Genomic DNA, 16,497 nt, shown 5'->3' with positions numbered 1-16,497 from the left:
TCGCCGGGGACCATCCCGGCCTGGTCCGAGGAGACACCGCGCACATGAGACAACTGGCACGACGCCGTCGAGTGGCGATCATCGCCGCCGCCGCGCTCGCCGTCGGCGGGGTGACCCTGCCTGCCGGTGCCGCGCAGGCCGCACCCGCCTGCGACGTGGTCTACGCGACCAACGACTGGAACACCGGCTTCACCGCGAACGTCACCATCAAGAACCTGGGTGACCCGGTGAGCAACTGGACGCTCAAGTGGACCTTCCCGAACAGCAGCCAGCGGGTCACCCAGGGCTGGTCGGCCAGGTTCAGCCAGACCGGCAGCGAGGTCACCGCGACCAACGAGTCCTACAACGGCAACCTTGCCACCGGGGCCTCCACCACCATCGGCTTCAACGGCTCCCACTCCGGCAGCAACCCGAAGCCCACCGCCTTCACCCTCAACGGCACCCCCTGCAACGGCACCCCGGCCAACCAGCCGCCGACGGTCTCCCTCGGCCTGCCGACCGGGCCGTTCACCGCCCCGGCCGACGTGCCGCTGACCGCCACCGCCAGCGACCCGGACGGGACGATCAGCAAGGTCGAGTTCTACCGCAACGGCCTGCTGATCAACACCGACACCTCCGCCCCGTACGCGTACACCCAGGAGGACCTGCCGGCCGGCAGCTACACCGTCCAGGCCAGGGCGTACGACAACGCCAACGGCATCGGGGTCGACGAGAAGGCGTTCACGGTCACCGCCGCGACCGGCCCGACGCTGGTCGCCACGCCGTCCGCGGTGAGCGTCGCCGAGGGTGGCACCGCCACCTTCAACCTGAAGCTCAGCGCCGCGCCGACGGCCAACGTGCCGGTCACCCTCACCCGCACCGGCGACACCGATGTCACGGTCTCGCCGGCCACCGCCACGCTGACCCCGAGCAACTGGAACACCGGGGTCACCGTCACGGTCGCCGCGGCGGAGGACACCGACACCGCCGGCGGTGCCGCCACCATCACCGCCTCCGCCACCGGTCTCGCCACGCTGGCGGTCACCGCCACCGAGATCGACAACGACACCCCCGGCGGCGACAACACCTACATCGCGAAGTTCCTCGAGCAGTACGGCAAGATCAAGAACTCGGGCTACTTCAGCCCCGAGGGCGTGCCGTACCACTCGGTGGAGACACTGATCGTCGAGGCGCCCGACCACGGGCACGAGACCACCTCGGAGGCGTTCAGCTTCTGGCTCTGGCTGGAGGCGAACTACGGACGGGTCACCCAGAACTGGGCCCCGTTCAACAACGCCTGGGTCGTGATGGAGAAGTACATCATCCCCACGCACGCCGACCAGCCCACCGCAGGATCCGCCGGCACCCCGCAGTACGCCGCTGAGTACAACCTGCCCAGCCAGTACCCCTCGGCGCTGAACGCGAACATCCCCGTCGGGCAGGACCCGCTGCGCTCGGAGCTGCAGTCCACCTACGGCACCGGCGACATCTACGGCATGCACTGGCTGATGGACGTCGACAACACCTACGGCTTCGGTCGCTGCGGCGACGGCACCACCAAGCCGGCCTACATCAACACCTTCCAGCGGGGCACCCAGGAGTCGGTGTGGGAAACCGTCCCGCAGCCCTCCTGCGACACCTTCGCCCACGGCGGTCAGTACGGCTACCTCGACCTGTTCGTCAAGGACACCGGCGCCCCCGCCAAGCAGTGGAAGTACACCAACGCCCCGGACGCCGACGCCCGCGCCGTGCAGGCCGCGTACTGGGCGCTGACCTGGGCCAAGGCGCAGAACAAGCAGGCCGATGTCGCGGCCACCATCACGAAGGCCGCCAAGATGGGCGACTACCTGCGGTACGCGATGTTCGACAAGTACTTCAAGAAGATCGGCAACTGCGTCGGGGCCAGCACCTGCCCCGCCGGCAGCGGCAAGGACTCGGCGCACTACCTGCTGTCCTGGTACTACGCCTGGGGCGGCGCGTACGACGCCAGCCAGAACTGGTCCTGGCGGATCGGCTCCAGCCACAACCACTTCGGCTACCAGAACCCGTTCGCGGCCTGGGCGCTGACCAACACCCCGGAGCTCAAGCCGCAGTCCGCGACCGCGGTCGCCGACTGGACCAAGAGCTTCGAACGGCAACTGGAGTTCTACACCTGGCTGCAGTCCGCCGAGGGCGGCATCGCCGGCGGCGCGACCAACAGCTGGGACGGCAGCTACGCCCAGCCGCCGGCCGGCACGAGCACCTTCTACGGCATGTTCTACGACGTCGACCCGGTCTACAACGACCCGCCGTCCAACCAGTGGTTCGGTATGCAGGCCTGGTCGATGCAGCGCATCGCCGAGCTGTACCTGCAGACCGGCAACGCCAAGGCCAAGGCACTGCTGGACAAGTGGGTGCCCTGGGCGATCGCCAACACCACCACGGGCATCAACTGGTCGATCCCGTCGGACATGGCCTGGACCGGTCAGCCGACCACCTGGAACCCGTCCAGCCCGCAACCCAACACGGGCCTGCACGTCGAGGTCATCAGCAAGGGCCAGGACGTCGGCGTCGCCGCCGCCTACGCCCGGATTTTGATCGCCTACGCGGCCAAGTCGGGCAACGTGGCGGCCAAGGACACCGCGAAGGGTCTGCTCGACGCGCTGTCCGCCGCCAGCGACGCCAAGGGCGTCTCCACCACCGAGAAGCGTGGCGACTACCGGCGCTTCGACGACGTCTACAACGCGTCCACCGGTCAGGGCCTCTACGTCCCGCCGGGCTGGACCGGGGAGATGCCGAACGGCGACGCCATCGCCGCCGGCAAGAGCTTCCTCGACATCCGGTCCTTCTACAAGAACGACCCGGACTGGCCCAAGGTGCAGGCGTACCTGGACGGTGGCCCGGAGCCCAGCTTCAACTACCACCGGTTCTGGGCACAGGCTGACGTCGCCATGGCGTACGCCGACTACGGCAGCCTGTTCCCGAACGGCTGACGACGACCCGGGGTGGGTGGCGTGGACCGCGCCCACCCCGGGAACCGCCCGGGTCCGGAGAACGACGGACCCGGGCCGGCGGACGGCCTGACACCCACGGTCAGGCCGGGGTGGGCCGGCCATCTGGCCGACGCAGCGGATCGGCTGGCCCACCCCACCGCCCGGACTGGAGCCAGCCGCGAAAAAGCCCAGAAATTCGGGCCGTCACGGGATCACGCCGAAGTCCGCAACGGAGTAACGTACGTCACCGGAGAGGCCGCTCCCCCCGTGGCGGCCTCTCCACTTTATTGCCCCGCCACCGCCCACTCCGGACCACCGCCGACCGGTCCCGTTCGGGTCAGCGAGGCGGCGCGACCGGGTCCACCGTGACCGGATGACGCAGACCCGGGTGCCCGGCCGGCAACGACCGCCGCAGCACCACCCAGCTCAACGCCAGCGCCGCGGCCACCAGCGGCCAGGTCAGGGCCACCCGGGCCACCACCAGCGCCAGCACCTGCCCACCCAGGTAGAGCGGCACGAACACCGCGACCCGCAACAGGTAGGTCGCCGTCCACACCCAACTGGCCCGGCCGTACCCGCGCAGCAGCGCCGGATCCCGTCGCCACCGGGCGCGCTGGCCCAGCACCGCCCCGACCAGCACACCGAGCAGCGGCCAGCGCACCACGATGCTGACCGCCCACGCGAGCGCGCTGGCGGCGTTGGACAGCACCTGGAGAAGGAAGAAGTTCTCGGCCCGGCCGGTGCGCACCGCGATCAACGCCGCGACGCAGACCGCCAGCATCCCGATCAGCACCGAGCGCGGGCGGTCACCGCGACGCAGTCGTACGCCGGCCACCACCGCGCCCACGGCCAGCGCCGCGCCGACCCCACCCCACAGCGACTCGCCGCCCAGCAGCCAGCCCACCGCGAACGCCAGCGGCGGCAGCGTGGCGTCGATGGCGCCGCGTCGCCCGCCCAGCAGATCCGTCAGCGACTCCGCCCGGGCCGGCCCGTCCGGGCCCGCGTCGGCACCCGTCCGCTGGTCCGGGCGGGGTACGGCCTGGCCGCTGTCGCCCTCCGGTGCACCGCCCACCAACGCCTCCTCGTCTCAGGCACAACCTAACCGGCGACGGCCGGCGGGCCACCGATCGGTCGGCCGCGACCGGCCGCTACGGTGTGCGGATGCGCGCGACGGCACGGGGTTGGACTGCGGTCTGGTTGGTCGTACTGGCCCTCGTCCAGGCGGCCGCCTTCCTCGCCGTCTGGCGGGTGGCCGTGCACACCGAGATCGGTCAGTGGGTGGACACTGTCGCGTTGACCGGCAACCGGATCGGGCAGGACACCATCGACGGACCCGTCGACCGGATCCTCAACGCGATGTCGGTGGTCTCCCTGCTGGCCGCCACCGCGATGATCGGGTTCATCGCGCTGATCCGGGGGCGGATCGCCCTCGCCATCACCGCGACACTGCTGATCGCCGGGGCGAACGTCTCGACCCAACTGCTCAAGTACGGGCTGAGCCGGCCCGACTTCGGCCTCGACCCGGAGCGCGCCGCGGTGGGCAACAGCCTGCCCAGCGGGCACACGACGGTGGCCGCGTCGGTGGCCATCGCGCTGATGCTCGTCCTGCCCCGCAAGGTGCGGGCGGTCGGCGCCTTCATCGGTGCCGGTTACGCCGCCGTCGCCGGGGTCGCCACTCTCTCCGCCGGTTGGCACCGGCCCAGCGACGCGGTCGCCGCTTACCTGGTGGTAGGCGTCTGGGCGGCGCTGGCCGGGCTGGTCCTGCTGGTCACCCAACGGGAACAGGCCGAGGTCGCGCACGGCGACGCGCACCGGGTCGCCGCGCTGGTGCTCGGGCTGGGCGGTGTGCTCGCCCTGGTCGCCTGTGGGCTGGCCCTGGCCTGGTTGGTCGAACTGCGCGGCACCGGGCCGGACGAGTTGAGCCGCCGGCCCCTGTTCATCGGGTACGCGGGCAGCGCGGCCGGGATCGCCGGCACGATGGCGGTGGTGATGGCGCTGGCGCTCACCGTCGTGCACCGACTGGTGCCACGGGTCAAGGGCTGACCCCCGGTCAGCTCGCTGAGCGGGGCGCGGGAACGTGCGGGGCGACGCCGCGCAGGTGTGTCAGGACGACCGGGTCGATCCGCCCCGGCACCAGCCGCTCCTCCAGGTTCTCCAACCCCGCCCAGGAGATCAACGCTGCCTCCGTCCCGTCGTCGGTCACCGGGTGGCCCAGCGCCGCGAGCAACGCCGCCACCTCCTCGGCCACCGCGCCGCTGAGGTCCAGCAGGGTGGCCGGGTCGGGACGGCTGAACAGCATGGTGTGCACGGCGAGCAGTCGACCCAGCTCGGCGACCGGATCCGGGTGGTCGTCCACGCGAAGGTCGACCACCACGTCGCTGGTGCCGCCGTACCCGCCGCCCCGCTCGACCACCAGCAGGCCGGCGCTCTGCCGACCCCGCCGGTCGCCGCCGGCCTGGTCTCCGGCCCGCAGCGCGGCCACCAGCCGCTCGGCGAACGGCAGCGCCGACCCGGCCAGCCAGGCGTCACCGAGGGCGTCGACGACCTCCGGGCCGGTGAGCACGTTGCCCTGCGCGGCCCAGCCGTCGCCGGTGCGACCACCGGCCCACGGATGGCAGGCCGGCCCGGTCCAGCTCGCGCCCGCACCGCTGACCCCCACGACGCCGAGCTGGCGGTGCTCCCGCTCCGGGTCGGCGGCGACCAGCCCGGCCACCACGTCGGCGGCGGCCACACCGGTGCGCAGCAGGGTGAGGCCCTGCGGGCGGTACGCGAGGTTGACGTGCGCCTGGGTGGCCAGCGCGCCGACCTCGGCGGCGGCGGCCGGCACCAGCGCCCCGGCGGCGAGGAACTTGCTGGCGACGGCGACGCCGTGCAGGCGGCCGTCGGCGGAGCGGGCGACGAGCGAGAAGGTCACCCGCCGAGACTAACCGGCGTCGGCGGCACGACATCGTCTCGCGTCGACGCCTCAGAACGGGGTCGCGGCGGGCTCCGGCGGGGCACCTCGCGCCCGGCGGGCGTCGACCACCGCGACCGCGGTCAACACCACCACCCCGACAGCGGTCGCGATCACACCGGGCAGGTGCAGCAGCGGCACCGACGACGCCACCAGCACCGCGAGGGCGATCCACCGGGACGGGGAGACCCGCCCGAACACCTCGTACTCCAGGCGGGCCCGGCCGGCCAGGAAGAGCGCCGGCCCACCGAGCACCATGGCCAACCAGGCACCCGGGATCCGCTCCAAGGGGTGTTCGATGATCAGCTCGTAGCCGATCGCGGTGGCGGCGAGACCGATCACCATCAGCAGGTGGGTGTCGGCCGCCGAGCGGCCGATGTTCGCGGGGTGCCGGGCCTGCACCACCGCCTCGCCCAGGATCCGCCCGGCCCGCTGGACGTAGATGCGCCACAGCATGATCGAGGTGGCCAACGCCAGCGCGAACGCCCACACGTGCCCCGACTCGAACGGGCCCATGCTGTACGCGAAACCCGCCACCAGGATCGTCTCGCCCAGCGCGACGAGAAAGAACTGCTGGTACCGCTCGGCCAGGTGCTCCCCGGCGATCTCCCACTTGGAGACCGTCGAGCGGCCCAGCCCCGGCACCGGCCAGCCACAGCGGGCGGCCACATACTCGATCAACAGTGCCGACGACCAGAGCACCACCTGCACGTTGGTGGACATGAGCGCGCCGCTGATCCAGAAGACCCCGCTGAACGCGAACACCACCGCCATGCGCACCTTCAACCGGCGGTACGGGTGCGCCCCCAACGCCACCGACAGGATCAACGGCCGGGTGAGCTGCGCGATCACGTACGCCACCGCGAACATCAGCGCGGTCTCGCTGAACGCCCGGGGGACCGCCACCCCCATCACCATGCTGCACACCAACGCGGTGATCACCACGGTCTGCAGGGGCACCTTGTACGGGTCGTAGCGGCTGGTCGTCCAGGCGGTGCCCTGCCAGACCGCCCAGAGCGCGAGCAGCAACAGCAGGGTCTTGCCGGCACCGGTGACCGTGCCCCAGCCGTGCTCCCGACCCGGTTCCTGGGTCAGGTCCTCGAACGCGCGTGCCGAGATCCGGGTGAGCGCGAAGACGTACACCAGGTCGAAAAAGAGTTCCAGGAAGGTGGCCCGGCCGGGAGTGGTCGCCGCAGGGACCGGCTCCAGGTGTCCCGCCGCCCTGGAACCCATGGTCAGCGGCCTGCGCCGTCGGTTTGGTCCACCGTGAAGTGGTAGCACCGTCGGCGGTGGGCACGGCCGGAAACCGGCGATTCTGCCCAGTACGGGGATCTTGCTCGCGTGCCCCGTCAACGGGCACGATCGACCGGTGACGAATCGATGGGGCATGACGGTACCGCTGGGCGGCATCCCGCTGGCCGACCACGCCGCGGTCTACGCGACGCTCGACCGGGCCGGGTTCACCGACGTCTGGTCGTCCGAGGTCGCCGGGACCGACGCGTTCACCCCGCTGGCCCTCGCCGCCGCCTGGCAGCCTCGGCTGCGGCTCGGCACCGCGATCACGCCGGTCTTCACCCGGGGCCCCGGCCTGCTGGCGATGAGCGCGGCGGCGTTGGCCGAGGCCGCGCCAGGTCGGTTCTCGCTCGGCATCGGCGCGTCCTCGCCGGTCCTCGTACGGGACTGGAACGCGGTGCGGTTCGACGAGCCGTTCCGGCGCACCCGCGACGTCCTGCGTTTCCTGCGCGCCGCGCTGCGCGGCGAAACCGTCGACGAGGTCTACGAGACGTTCACCGTGCGCCGGTTCACGCTGGAACGACCACCGGCGGTGCCGCCGCCGATCCTGCTCGCCGCGCTGCGCCCGGGGATGCTGCGGCTGGCCGGCGCGGAGGCCGACGGGGTCATCCTCAACTGGCTCAGCGCCGACGACGTGCCGCGGGCCCTCGCCGAGCTGGGCGAGCGGCGTCCCGGCTTCGAGGTCGCCGCCCGCATCTTCGTCTGCCCCACCGAGGACGCCACGTACGCCCGCGCGCTGGGCCGCCGGCTGATCACCAGCTACCTCACCGTCCCGGCGTACGCCGAGTTCCACCGCTGGCTCGGCCGGGACGAGACGCTCGCGCCGATGTGGGAGGCCTGGGCCGCAGGCGACCGGCGCGGCGCCAGCGCGGCGGTGCCGGACGAGGTGGTCGACGCCCTGGTGCTGCACGGCTCACCGGAGCGGTGCCGCGCCCAGGTGCGCCGCTACGCCGACGCCGGGGTCGACGTGCCGGTCTTCGCGCTGCTGCCCACCCCCGAGGTGACCGCCGGCGGCGCGAGTGCCCTGACCACTCTCATCGCCCAGCTGGGCACCGACCCCGTAGGAGCGCCCGCGTGAACCTCACCGACCGGATCGTGGTCGTCACCGGCGGCGCCGGCGGCATCGGGGCGGCGTTGTGCCGCCGCTTCGCAGCCGAGGGGGCCGCCGCCGTGGTGGTCGCCGACCTGGACGCCGACGCGGCGGACGCGGTGGCCCAGGCCATCGGCCCGGTCGCGCACCCCATCGCCCTCGACGTCACCGACGAGGAGCAGGTACGCGAGCTGGTCGCCGACACCGAGGAGCGCTACGGCCGCATCGACCTGTTCTGCGCCAACGCGGGGGTGACCACGGGCGGGGGAGTGGAGGTCGACGACGCCGGCTGGGACCGGGCGTGGCGGGTCAACGTGCTCGCCCACGTCTACTCGGCCCGTGCCGTGCTGCCCGGCATGCTCAACCGGGGCGGTGGGCACCTGCTGCACACCTGCTCGGCGGCGGGCGTGCTGACGGCGGTGGGCGACGCCGCGTACACCGCGACGAAACACGCCTCGGTGGGGTTCGCCGAGTGGCTGGCCATCACCTACCGGGACCGCGGCATCCGGGTCAGCGCGCTCTGCCCGCAGGGCGTGGACACCCCGATGCTCGCCGGAGGGATCGAAGAGGGTCACCTCGGCGCCCGGGTGATCGCGGCGTCCGGTGCGGTGCTCACCCCGGACCAGGTCGCCGATGCGGCCATCGCCGGTTTGGCCGAGGAGCGTTTCCTGATCCTGCCGCACCCGGAGGTCGCCGACTACGCCCGCCGCCGCGCCGAGGACCCGGACGGCTGGCAGGCCGGCATGCGCAAACTCATCCGCCGCCTGACGGCCTGACGGCCTGACCGCCGTCAGCGCGCCGGGACGCGCCCGGCGGCCAGGAGGTGCGCGCTCGACCCGAGCAGCGCCGGCTCGGTGCTGTAGAGCCGGGCCAGATCCAACGCCGCGGCGAAGACCGCGTCCTGTGCCGGCCCACCGGCCGCCGCCTCCGCCGCCGGCCACGCCGGGCCCTCCACCCCGTGTACGACGACATCGGTCAGCCCCGCCGCCGCGCACTCGTCGGTGATCTCCTCGACCCGGTGGAAGTAGGCATGGGTGAAGCCGATGCGTGGATCGTTGGTGCCGTCGGTCAGCAGGTCCCTGGCCTCGTCTAGCAGCCGCTCGTCGAGGCGGCCGGTGGCGGCGAAGTCCAGCGGGCCGGCGAAACGGGAGATGACAGCGGCCACGACCTGACCACCGGGGCGGGTGACCCGGACGGCCTCCCGCAGCGCCAGTAGCCGGTCAGCGCGGCGCACCAGGTGGTAGAGGGGGCCCAGGAGCAGCGCCGCGTCGTACCCGCCGTCGTCGTCGGGCAGCGCACGCGCGTCGGCGACCCGCGCCTCGATGGGAGGCTCCCCGCCGCGCGCCTGCGCCACGTGACTCGGCACCAGGTCGACCAGGCGGACGTGGTAGCCGTCGCCGGTGAGGGCCCTCGCGTACTCGCCGGTGCCCCCGCCGATGTCCAGGACACGGGCACCCGGGCCGGGCAGGAGATCCCGTAGGAGCTGCACCGTGCGGATCCACTCCAGTCGTGCCTGCGGGCGGGCGGACAGCCGCTGGTCCTCCCGGTAGCGCAGGGTGTAGTAGTCGATGATCTCGCTCGTGTGCTGATCCACCCTCTGATGCTCATCGGTGCGCGGACGAACCGCCAGCGGGTTTCGGCTCCGGTGCCATGGCCCATCCCGGCGGCCCATCCCCCGGCTGCGGGAGCGCGTTCACCTCTGCCGGGGAAGAAGAGCGTGTCCATCGCCACCGATCATCGGTTCATGGATGTCAGTGGCAGGCAGTCAGGGGTGGCCGACCCGGCGAGACGGTGGGCGGTGGCCTGCGTCGTCTTCGTCGCCGGCGAGATGGCCCTGCGGCTGTACTGGATCGCGGGTGGCCGGTGGGCGTACACCGCCTGCGACCGCACCGCCCTGGGCGACCCGGCGGGCGGCTGCGGCGCCGACCGGGTCGAAGCTCTCCCGTTCTGGGCGGGATGGGGAGCGGTGGGGGTGGGCGTCGCCCTCGCGACGGTGGTCGTGTGTGCGGTCCGGTTCGCTGGCCGACGGTTCGCGGCCACGCCCAGCTGGGCGGCCGCCGCGTTGCTGCTGGTGGTCGCGTTCCCGCTGCACCTGCTCTTCGAGATCCCGGCGGCAGTGGCCGGACGCCCCTCCGACTGGCGGGACCTCGGCGCCCGGCTCGCCCTGGTGGCGGGCGGCGTGCTGTTCGCCGGGCTGGCGAACGCATCCGGCCCGCCGCGCCGGCCGGCGGCCCCCGGCTACCAGCCGGTGGCGCGGTGGACACGCCTCTGGGCGTACGTGGCCGTCGCTCTTCCGGTGGTCGGCTGGGCCGTGCCGCACGGGCTCTGGCTGCTCGGCGTGCCGTTCGGCATCTCCGAGCGGGAGCTGGACGACATCCACCAGACCCTGTCGACGCCGACCGGCGCGGCGATCACCCTCGTACCGCCGCTCGCCGGCCTGCTCGTCCTCGGGTTGGTACAGCGGTGGGGACAGCAGGTCCCGCGCTGGGTGCCGGGATTGCGGGGTCGACCGGTTCCCCGGCTGCTGGCACTGATCCCGGCCGGGGTGGTGGCGCTCGCCCTGGTCACCTACGGCGTGCTGAGCGTCGTGGTGCTCGTCGGCCGGCTGGTCACGGGTGAGCTGCGCTGGTCGGACGTGGGGGAGGGGTGGGCGACAACCGCCACGCTGCTGGTGTTCCTCGGCTGGGGAGTGTCGCTGGGCGTCACGGCCACCGGCTATGCCCTCACCACCGGTCGTGCCCTCGCCACCGGTCGTGCCCTCGCCAGCGGCCGCGTCCGGAACGCGGAGGCCAGCCGTTCGGCCCGAGCCGCCGTCCGACCAACCACCGCCGATGCCCCGACGGCGTCGGCCCCTGACGATCGGAGCGTCCATGAAACCCGCTGACCCTGACCGTGACTGGGCTGCCGTCCCTTCACCCTGGGCATTCTGGGCCGCCTACGCCGTCCCGCTCTGCGTTCTGCCGTCCGCGATCTGGCGACTGTCCCTCGTGTTCACCGACGACGCCGTCACCACGTGGTACATGGTCTTCCTGTCCGTCCTGTCGATGGGGTTGGCCCTGTCGACACTCGGGCTGGTGTACCGCTGGGGGCAACAGGTGCCGCACTGGGTGCCGCTGCTCGGGAGGCGGTCCATCCCGGCCCGCCCGGTCGTGCTCGTCGCGCTGATCGGCGGTTCGTTGCTCGTCGCCATCTGCCTGTACCTGTTGCTGAACAACACCTTCCACTTCGTGGACCGCGGCTGGGTGGGGATGGGGCGCGACGAACCGCCACACCCGGCACCCGGCTGGGACGTGCTGCGGTACTACGCCCCGCTGGTCGCCTGGGGTCCCCTGGTCATCGCCGTGGCCGTCGACTACCACCGCCGCGCCCGGCGTGCATCCCCCAACCCAACCCCAACCCGCTCCGGCCCGACCTCCGGCCCGACCCTTGGTGATCAAGAGGTTTCGGTCAGGAACGGGCTCTGACATGACGCAAACCTCTTGATCACCGGGGGAGACCGCAGGGGTGGCCGGGGCCGGGGGTTGGGTGGGGGACTAGCGGCGGTGGGGGTGGCGGGCTCGGTGGAGGGGGGATGGGTGGATGGACCAGAGCAGGCGGCGCCACCAGGGGCGGGCCGAGCGCAGGTTGCTCACGTAGCTGGTGGCCACCTTGGCGGCGCGCGCCGCCTGGTCGGCCGCCGCGGCGTCAGGGGCGAAGCCCACCTGGTTGAGCAGGGCCGCCAGCTCGTCTACGGCCGGATCATCGTCGGTTGCGCCGCCGTCGCTGCCGGTCGGCGTGCTCCCGGCAACGCCGCTTCCGGCAACGCTGCTTCCGGCAACGCTGCTTCCGGCAACGCTGCTTCCGGCAACGCCGCTTCCGGTTGCGCCGCTTCCGGTTGCGCCGCTTCCGGTCGTGCTGCGTCCGGGAGTGCCTGCTCGGGCTTCGGCGAGGGCCTGGCGGGCGTGCCTGGCCACCTCGGTCGCGGCCAGGTCGTCGCCGACCGGTCGGCCGGCCAGCCGGAGCGCGTCGGTGACCTCCCGCCAGGCGCCGGCGATGCGTTGACCGGGGTCACCCTGGGCGAGCCGGGTACGGGTGAGCGAGCGGCGCATCGCCAGCAGGGTGAGCAGCAGCGCCCCCACCAGCAGCAGCAGGCCGCCGCTGCCGGCACCGACGAGCACCACCGTGGACGGCCGACCGGAGGGCGGCCCGTCCGGGGCGGCCACCGGCTCCGGTGAGGCGCTCGGCTCCACAGTGGGTGCCGGGGCCTCCGACGGTGGCGGATCCTCCGGCGTCGGCCGGAAATCCTCCTCGACCGGCCTCGGTTCGCTCTTCGGACGCGGCAACGGGTCGAACGACACCCAACCCAACCCGTCGAAGAGCACCTCGGGCCAGGCGTACGCGTCACCGGCCAGCACCGGCCCCTGCCCACCGGCGCGGAAACCCACCACCACCCTGGTCGGCAGCCCGGAGAGCCGACCGAGCACCGCGAACGCCGCCGCGAACTGCTCCGAGGTGCCCTCCTGCCCGCCGCCGTTGCGCGGCCCGAAGAGGAAGAAACTCAGATTCGGGTACGCGTGCCCGCTGGGCGCGTCCGCCGCCACCCGGTAGTGCTCGGCCAGGAACTGCTCGATCGCCAACGCCCGCGCGAACGGCGCGCCGTTCTCCTCGGCGAGCTGCGCGGCCAGCCGGCGCATCGGGTCGGGCACCCCGTCGGCGACGCGTAGCACCCGGGCCACCTCGTCACCGGCGGGCACGTTCGCGGTGGCCAACAGGTTCGAGTCCGGGTGTTCCTCGGCGGAGGTCACCGCGTACCGCAGCCCCGGCGTCAGCCCCTCCGGCCGGATCAACGTCCCGCTCGCCGGGTCGTACGCCACCCGCGCGCCACTGACCTCCTGCGGCGTCGCCACGGCGGGCAGCAGCCGACCGCTCAGCTCCGCCACGGTGATCTGCTGTCGGACCGTGCCCACCGTGCTGTCCCGGGCTGGGGTGGAAGCCGGCAGGATCCGACCGGCGTTGCGGTACGTCGCGCCGACCCGCCAGGTCACCCCGTCGTAGTCACTGAGCACCGCCAACCGGATCCGCACACCGCCACCGCTGCCCTGAGCCGGCCCGGAACCGGGCTCCGGCTCCGGCTCCGGCGAAGGGCCGCCGGGCGGCGGGAGCGGGGCGCCGGTGCGCTCCGTGCTCACGTCGAGAAGCTTCTGCTCCGGGTGCAGCGCCCAACCGGAGATCCGGATCAGCGGGTTCTCGTCGAGCGTCTGCACCTGCGGGGGCTCCACGTAGCGGCGCGGGTCCACCGGCCGGCCGTCGACCTGACCGGCGACCACCGGGCCGAGCACCGCGACCAACCCGACCACCAGGGCCACCCCGAGCGCCGCGCTGGCGGCCAGCCGCAGGCGCACCGCCGCGCGTACCCGGGGACTCAGGCTGGCGGCCGGATCGTCGCCGACCGTGGCCGTGCTGGGCGGGTTCGCCAGGCCGAGCGCCGCGACCGCGACGAACGCCACCGTCGCCCCGATCGCCGGTTCGGCGTTCGGGCCGACCACGTAGAGGGCGGCGGCGTAGAGCCCGGCCGGCGGCAGGTAACCCAGCAGCACCCGGCCGGCGCGCAGCGCCACCTCCGCCCCGGCCAGCCCGGCCAGCCAGGCGGCGACGACGGGCACCAGCACCGTGTCCGGTGCGGGCTCCACCGGAATCATCGCGGTGAGCAGCCGCGGGATGCCGTTGCGAGCGGCGTCCGCGGTGACCTCCAACAGGCCACCCGGAAGCTCGGCGTGGTTGGCGGCCAGCCGCAGCGACCACAGCGTCCAGCCGGCCATCGCGGCCACCGACACCGGCGCCACCAGCCAGGACGGCAACCGCCGGGCGGCGACGCTGACCAGCACCGAACCGGCCGCCGCGCCGATGACCAGCCGGGTCAGCAGGTCTCCCGCGTACACGCGGCCCAGCACCACCCCGGCGAGCGCGGTCAGCCCGATCAGCGCCACCGGGACGGCGGCCGCCCGCAGCACCCGCACGAGGCGCGTCACCACCGGCGTACCCCGTCCCACTCGGCGGCGAACTGCGCACCGTCCGCCGCGTCGACCACCACCAGGCCGGCCGCGCCCGGCGGCGTCGGCTCGGCCGCGCCGAACACCCCGACCACCACCGACGGGTACGCCCCCCGCAGCGCCCCCACGTGCCCCAGCTCACCCCGGCCACCCGGCCCGGTCAGGAAGATCAACGTGTCGCCGAGCCGGTCCTGTCGCAGTCGGGTGGTGGCCGCGCGGACGGCGTCGTCGTCGCTCGACAACTCGGCGGCGGCGAGCCGGTCCAACGGCCCGAGCGCCGCGTTCGCATCCAACTCCCCGCCGGGCGTCACCGGCGCGGCCGGCTTGGCGGCGGCGAACAGCAACACCACCGGCAGGTCCGCGCGGTGCGCGGCGGTGACGATCGACGCCGCCGCCTCGCAGGCCGACTCGAACGACTCCACCACCCCGCCGACCCGCTGCGGATGGGCGGTGGCGCGGTTGTCCAGCAGGACGATCAGGCGGGGCAGGCTGGTGTCCACGTTCTCCCGCACCATCAGCTCACCCACCCGGGCGCTGGTCCGCCAGTGCACCCGGCGCAACTCGTCGCCGACCACGTACTCCCGCAGCGAGTCGAACGTGATCGACCCGTGGGGGACCCCGTCCACCCGGCCGTCGAGGCTGCGCCCCGCGCCGGTGGGCACCGCCGTCAGCGGGTGGACCCGGGGATACACCCAGACCGGCACCGCCGCGCCGTACGGGCGGGCCAGCGCCACCAACCCCAGCGGGTCGCGGCGGGTCACCCGCAGCGGCCCGACCGGCACCACCCCTCGCCGGTGGGTCGGCACGTCGTAGCGGACCTCGGTGTCGCGGCCCGGTCGCAGGCGCAGCACCGGCACCGGCACGGTGTGCTCGCCGCACCGGTCCTCGGCCAGCAGGTTCGCCGACCGCAGCCGGCCCGTGTTGCGCACGGTCAACGTCATGCTCGCCGGCTCTCCGCGCGCCACCCGATCCGGGTCGGCCAGGCGGGTCACCGTCAGCCGGGGCCGCCAGGCCGCGACCAGAGCGGCGTAGCCGACGGCCGCGCCGGCCGCCGCGCCGAGCAGGGTCAACTCGGGGTACGCGAACCGGAAACCCACCCCCAGCAGAACGACGGCGGCGACGAGCAGCCCGACCCCGCGGGCGGTGATCCCCATGCCGCTGCTGCCGGTCAGCCCTGCACCGGAGCCGGCTGCCCCGACGGCAGAGGCACCGGCACCGAGGCGATGGCCTGGCGCAGCACCTCTCCGGCGGTCACGCCGCGCACCTGGGCGTCCGGGGTGAGCAAAAGCCGATGCGCGAACACCGCCTCGGCGAGGGCCTTCAGATCCTCCGGCATGATCCAGCCCCGCCCGTCGATCAGCGCGTACGAGCACGCCGCGCGGGTCAACGCGATCACACCCCGGGGACTGACCCCGACCCGCACCTGCGGGTGGGTGCGGGTCGCGGCGGCCAGCCGGACCGCGTACGCGTAGAGCGGCTCGGCGATGTGCACCCGGCGGGCCATCCGGACCATCTCCCCGACGGTGGCGGTGTCGGTGACCGGGGCGAGCGCCTCGGGGGAGCGCACGGTCGCGCCGCGCAGCACCTCGATCTCGACTGTCTCGTCCGGGTAGCCGACGGACAGCTTCACCAGGAAACGGTCCAGCTGCGCCTCGGGAAGCCGGTAGGTGCCGTCCATCTCCACCGGGTTCTGGGTGGCCACCACCAGGAACGGCGACGGCACCGGATGCCGGACCCCGTCCACGGTGACCGTGCGTTCCTCCATCACCTCCAGCAACGCCGACTGGGTCTTCGGCGACGCCCGGTTGATCTCGTCGGCGATGACGATGTTGGCGAAGACCGGCCCCGGGTGGAACTCGAAGTCCCGGGTCGCCTGGTTGAAGATGGTCACCCCGGACACGTCCGACGGGAGCAGGTCGGGGGTGAACTGGATGCGCCGCCACTCACCCTTCACCGTGGCGGCGATGGCCCGCGCCAGGGTCGTCTTACCGACCCCGGGCACGTCCTCCAGGAGCACGTGGCCCTGCGCGAAGAGCGCGGTCAGCGCCAGCCGTACCACCTGCGGTTTGCCGAGCACCACCGCGTTGACGTTCTCGGCCAGCCGGGCGGCCAGGGCCGCGAAGCCCTGGACCTCCGGCTGGGTGAGCGGCTCGTGGGTGTTCACGGTCGGCGGTGCTCCTT

At 73.3% G+C, this 16,497-nt stretch carries 13 protein-coding genes; 6 read left to right on the top strand and 7 right to left on the bottom strand.

The window, feature by feature from the left end:
* Positions 1–44 precede the first annotated feature (44 nt).
* Complete coding sequence (locus LADH09A_RS22230) at positions 45–2,951, top strand: glycoside hydrolase family 48 protein (protein WP_238647398.1); 2,907 nt, start codon at positions 45–47, stop codon at positions 2,949–2,951.
* Between the two features lie 337 nt (positions 2,952–3,288).
* Here LADH09A_RS22230 and LADH09A_RS22225 read toward each other — a convergent pair whose 3' ends face one another.
* Positions 3,289–3,921, bottom strand: a complete 633-nt coding sequence (locus LADH09A_RS22225) for a DUF3159 domain-containing protein (RefSeq protein WP_238647414.1) — start codon at positions 3,919–3,921, stop codon at positions 3,289–3,291.
* Positions 3,922–4,106: 185 nt separating this feature from the next.
* Between LADH09A_RS22225 and LADH09A_RS22220 the strand changes: the two genes are divergently transcribed.
* Positions 4,107–4,994, top strand: a complete 888-nt coding sequence (locus LADH09A_RS22220) for a phosphatase PAP2 family protein (RefSeq protein WP_238647397.1) — start codon at positions 4,107–4,109, stop codon at positions 4,992–4,994.
* Positions 4,995–5,001: 7 nt separating this feature from the next.
* Here LADH09A_RS22220 and LADH09A_RS22215 read toward each other — a convergent pair whose 3' ends face one another.
* Together LADH09A_RS22215 and LADH09A_RS22210 are read right to left on the bottom strand one after the other, a co-directional pair.
* Positions 5,002–5,865: a DUF1028 domain-containing protein gene (locus tag LADH09A_RS22215; protein WP_238647396.1), complete on the bottom strand. Its 864-nt coding sequence runs from the start codon at positions 5,863–5,865 to the stop codon at positions 5,002–5,004.
* Between the two features lie 51 nt (positions 5,866–5,916).
* A complete protein-coding gene (locus LADH09A_RS22210; RefSeq protein ID WP_238647395.1) occupies positions 5,917–7,137 on the bottom strand; it encodes a low temperature requirement protein A in 1,221 nt (406 codons plus the stop codon).
* 154 nt (positions 7,138–7,291) lie between these two features.
* Between LADH09A_RS22210 and LADH09A_RS22205 the strand changes: the two genes are divergently transcribed.
* Both LADH09A_RS22205 and LADH09A_RS22200 read left to right on the top strand, forming a co-directional pair.
* Positions 7,292–8,275 carry an LLM class F420-dependent oxidoreductase gene (locus tag LADH09A_RS22205; RefSeq protein WP_238647394.1) on the top strand — a complete coding sequence of 328 codons (984 nt, stop codon included), beginning with the start codon at positions 7,292–7,294 and terminating at the stop codon, positions 8,273–8,275.
* Positions 8,272–9,063, top strand: coding sequence for an SDR family oxidoreductase (locus LADH09A_RS22200; RefSeq protein ID WP_238647393.1), 792 nt, complete (start codon positions 8,272–8,274; stop codon positions 9,061–9,063). The genes LADH09A_RS22205 and LADH09A_RS22200 overlap by 4 nt, the downstream gene beginning before the upstream one ends.
* Before the next feature lie 14 nt (positions 9,064–9,077).
* Here LADH09A_RS22200 and LADH09A_RS22195 read toward each other — a convergent pair whose 3' ends face one another.
* On the bottom strand, positions 9,078–9,881 hold the full coding sequence (locus LADH09A_RS22195; protein ID WP_238647392.1) for a class I SAM-dependent methyltransferase: 804 nt from the start codon (positions 9,879–9,881) through the stop codon (positions 9,078–9,080).
* Between the two features lie 150 nt (positions 9,882–10,031).
* Between LADH09A_RS22195 and LADH09A_RS22190 the strand changes: the two genes are divergently transcribed.
* Together LADH09A_RS22190 and LADH09A_RS22185 are read left to right on the top strand one after the other, a co-directional pair.
* Positions 10,032–11,171, top strand: coding sequence for a hypothetical protein (locus LADH09A_RS22190; RefSeq protein ID WP_238647391.1), 1,140 nt, complete (start codon positions 10,032–10,034; stop codon positions 11,169–11,171).
* Positions 11,158–11,751, top strand: a complete 594-nt coding sequence (locus tag LADH09A_RS22185) for a hypothetical protein (protein ID WP_238647390.1) — start codon at positions 11,158–11,160, stop codon at positions 11,749–11,751. The genes LADH09A_RS22190 and LADH09A_RS22185 overlap by 14 nt, the downstream gene beginning before the upstream one ends.
* A gap of 69 nt (positions 11,752–11,820) precedes the next feature.
* Here LADH09A_RS22185 and LADH09A_RS22180 read toward each other — a convergent pair whose 3' ends face one another.
* The 3 genes from LADH09A_RS22180 to LADH09A_RS22170 are packed head-to-tail and all read right to left on the bottom strand — an operon-like array spanning position 11,821 to position 16,480.
* Positions 11,821–14,316 (bottom strand): transglutaminase TgpA family protein, encoded by a 2,496-nt coding sequence (locus LADH09A_RS22180; protein ID WP_443677159.1) that lies wholly within the window; start codon positions 14,314–14,316, stop codon positions 11,821–11,823.
* Positions 14,292–15,470: a DUF58 domain-containing protein gene (locus LADH09A_RS22175; protein ID WP_238647388.1), complete on the bottom strand. Its 1,179-nt coding sequence runs from the start codon at positions 15,468–15,470 to the stop codon at positions 14,292–14,294. Before LADH09A_RS22175 ends, LADH09A_RS22180 begins: the two co-directional genes overlap by 25 nt.
* 14 nt (positions 15,471–15,484) lie before the next feature.
* Positions 15,485–16,480, bottom strand: a complete 996-nt coding sequence (locus tag LADH09A_RS22170) for an AAA family ATPase (protein ID WP_238647387.1) — start codon at positions 16,478–16,480, stop codon at positions 15,485–15,487.
* Positions 16,481–16,497 lie beyond the last annotated feature (17 nt).

It is taken from the genome of Micromonospora cabrerizensis, assembly GCF_022230955.1.
In the GTDB taxonomy this organism is placed as follows: domain Bacteria; phylum Actinomycetota; class Actinomycetes; order Mycobacteriales; family Micromonosporaceae; genus Micromonospora; species Micromonospora cabrerizensis.
The sequence above is the reverse complement of the archived record's forward strand: the minus strand, read 5'-3'. Positions and strand labels throughout refer to the sequence as shown.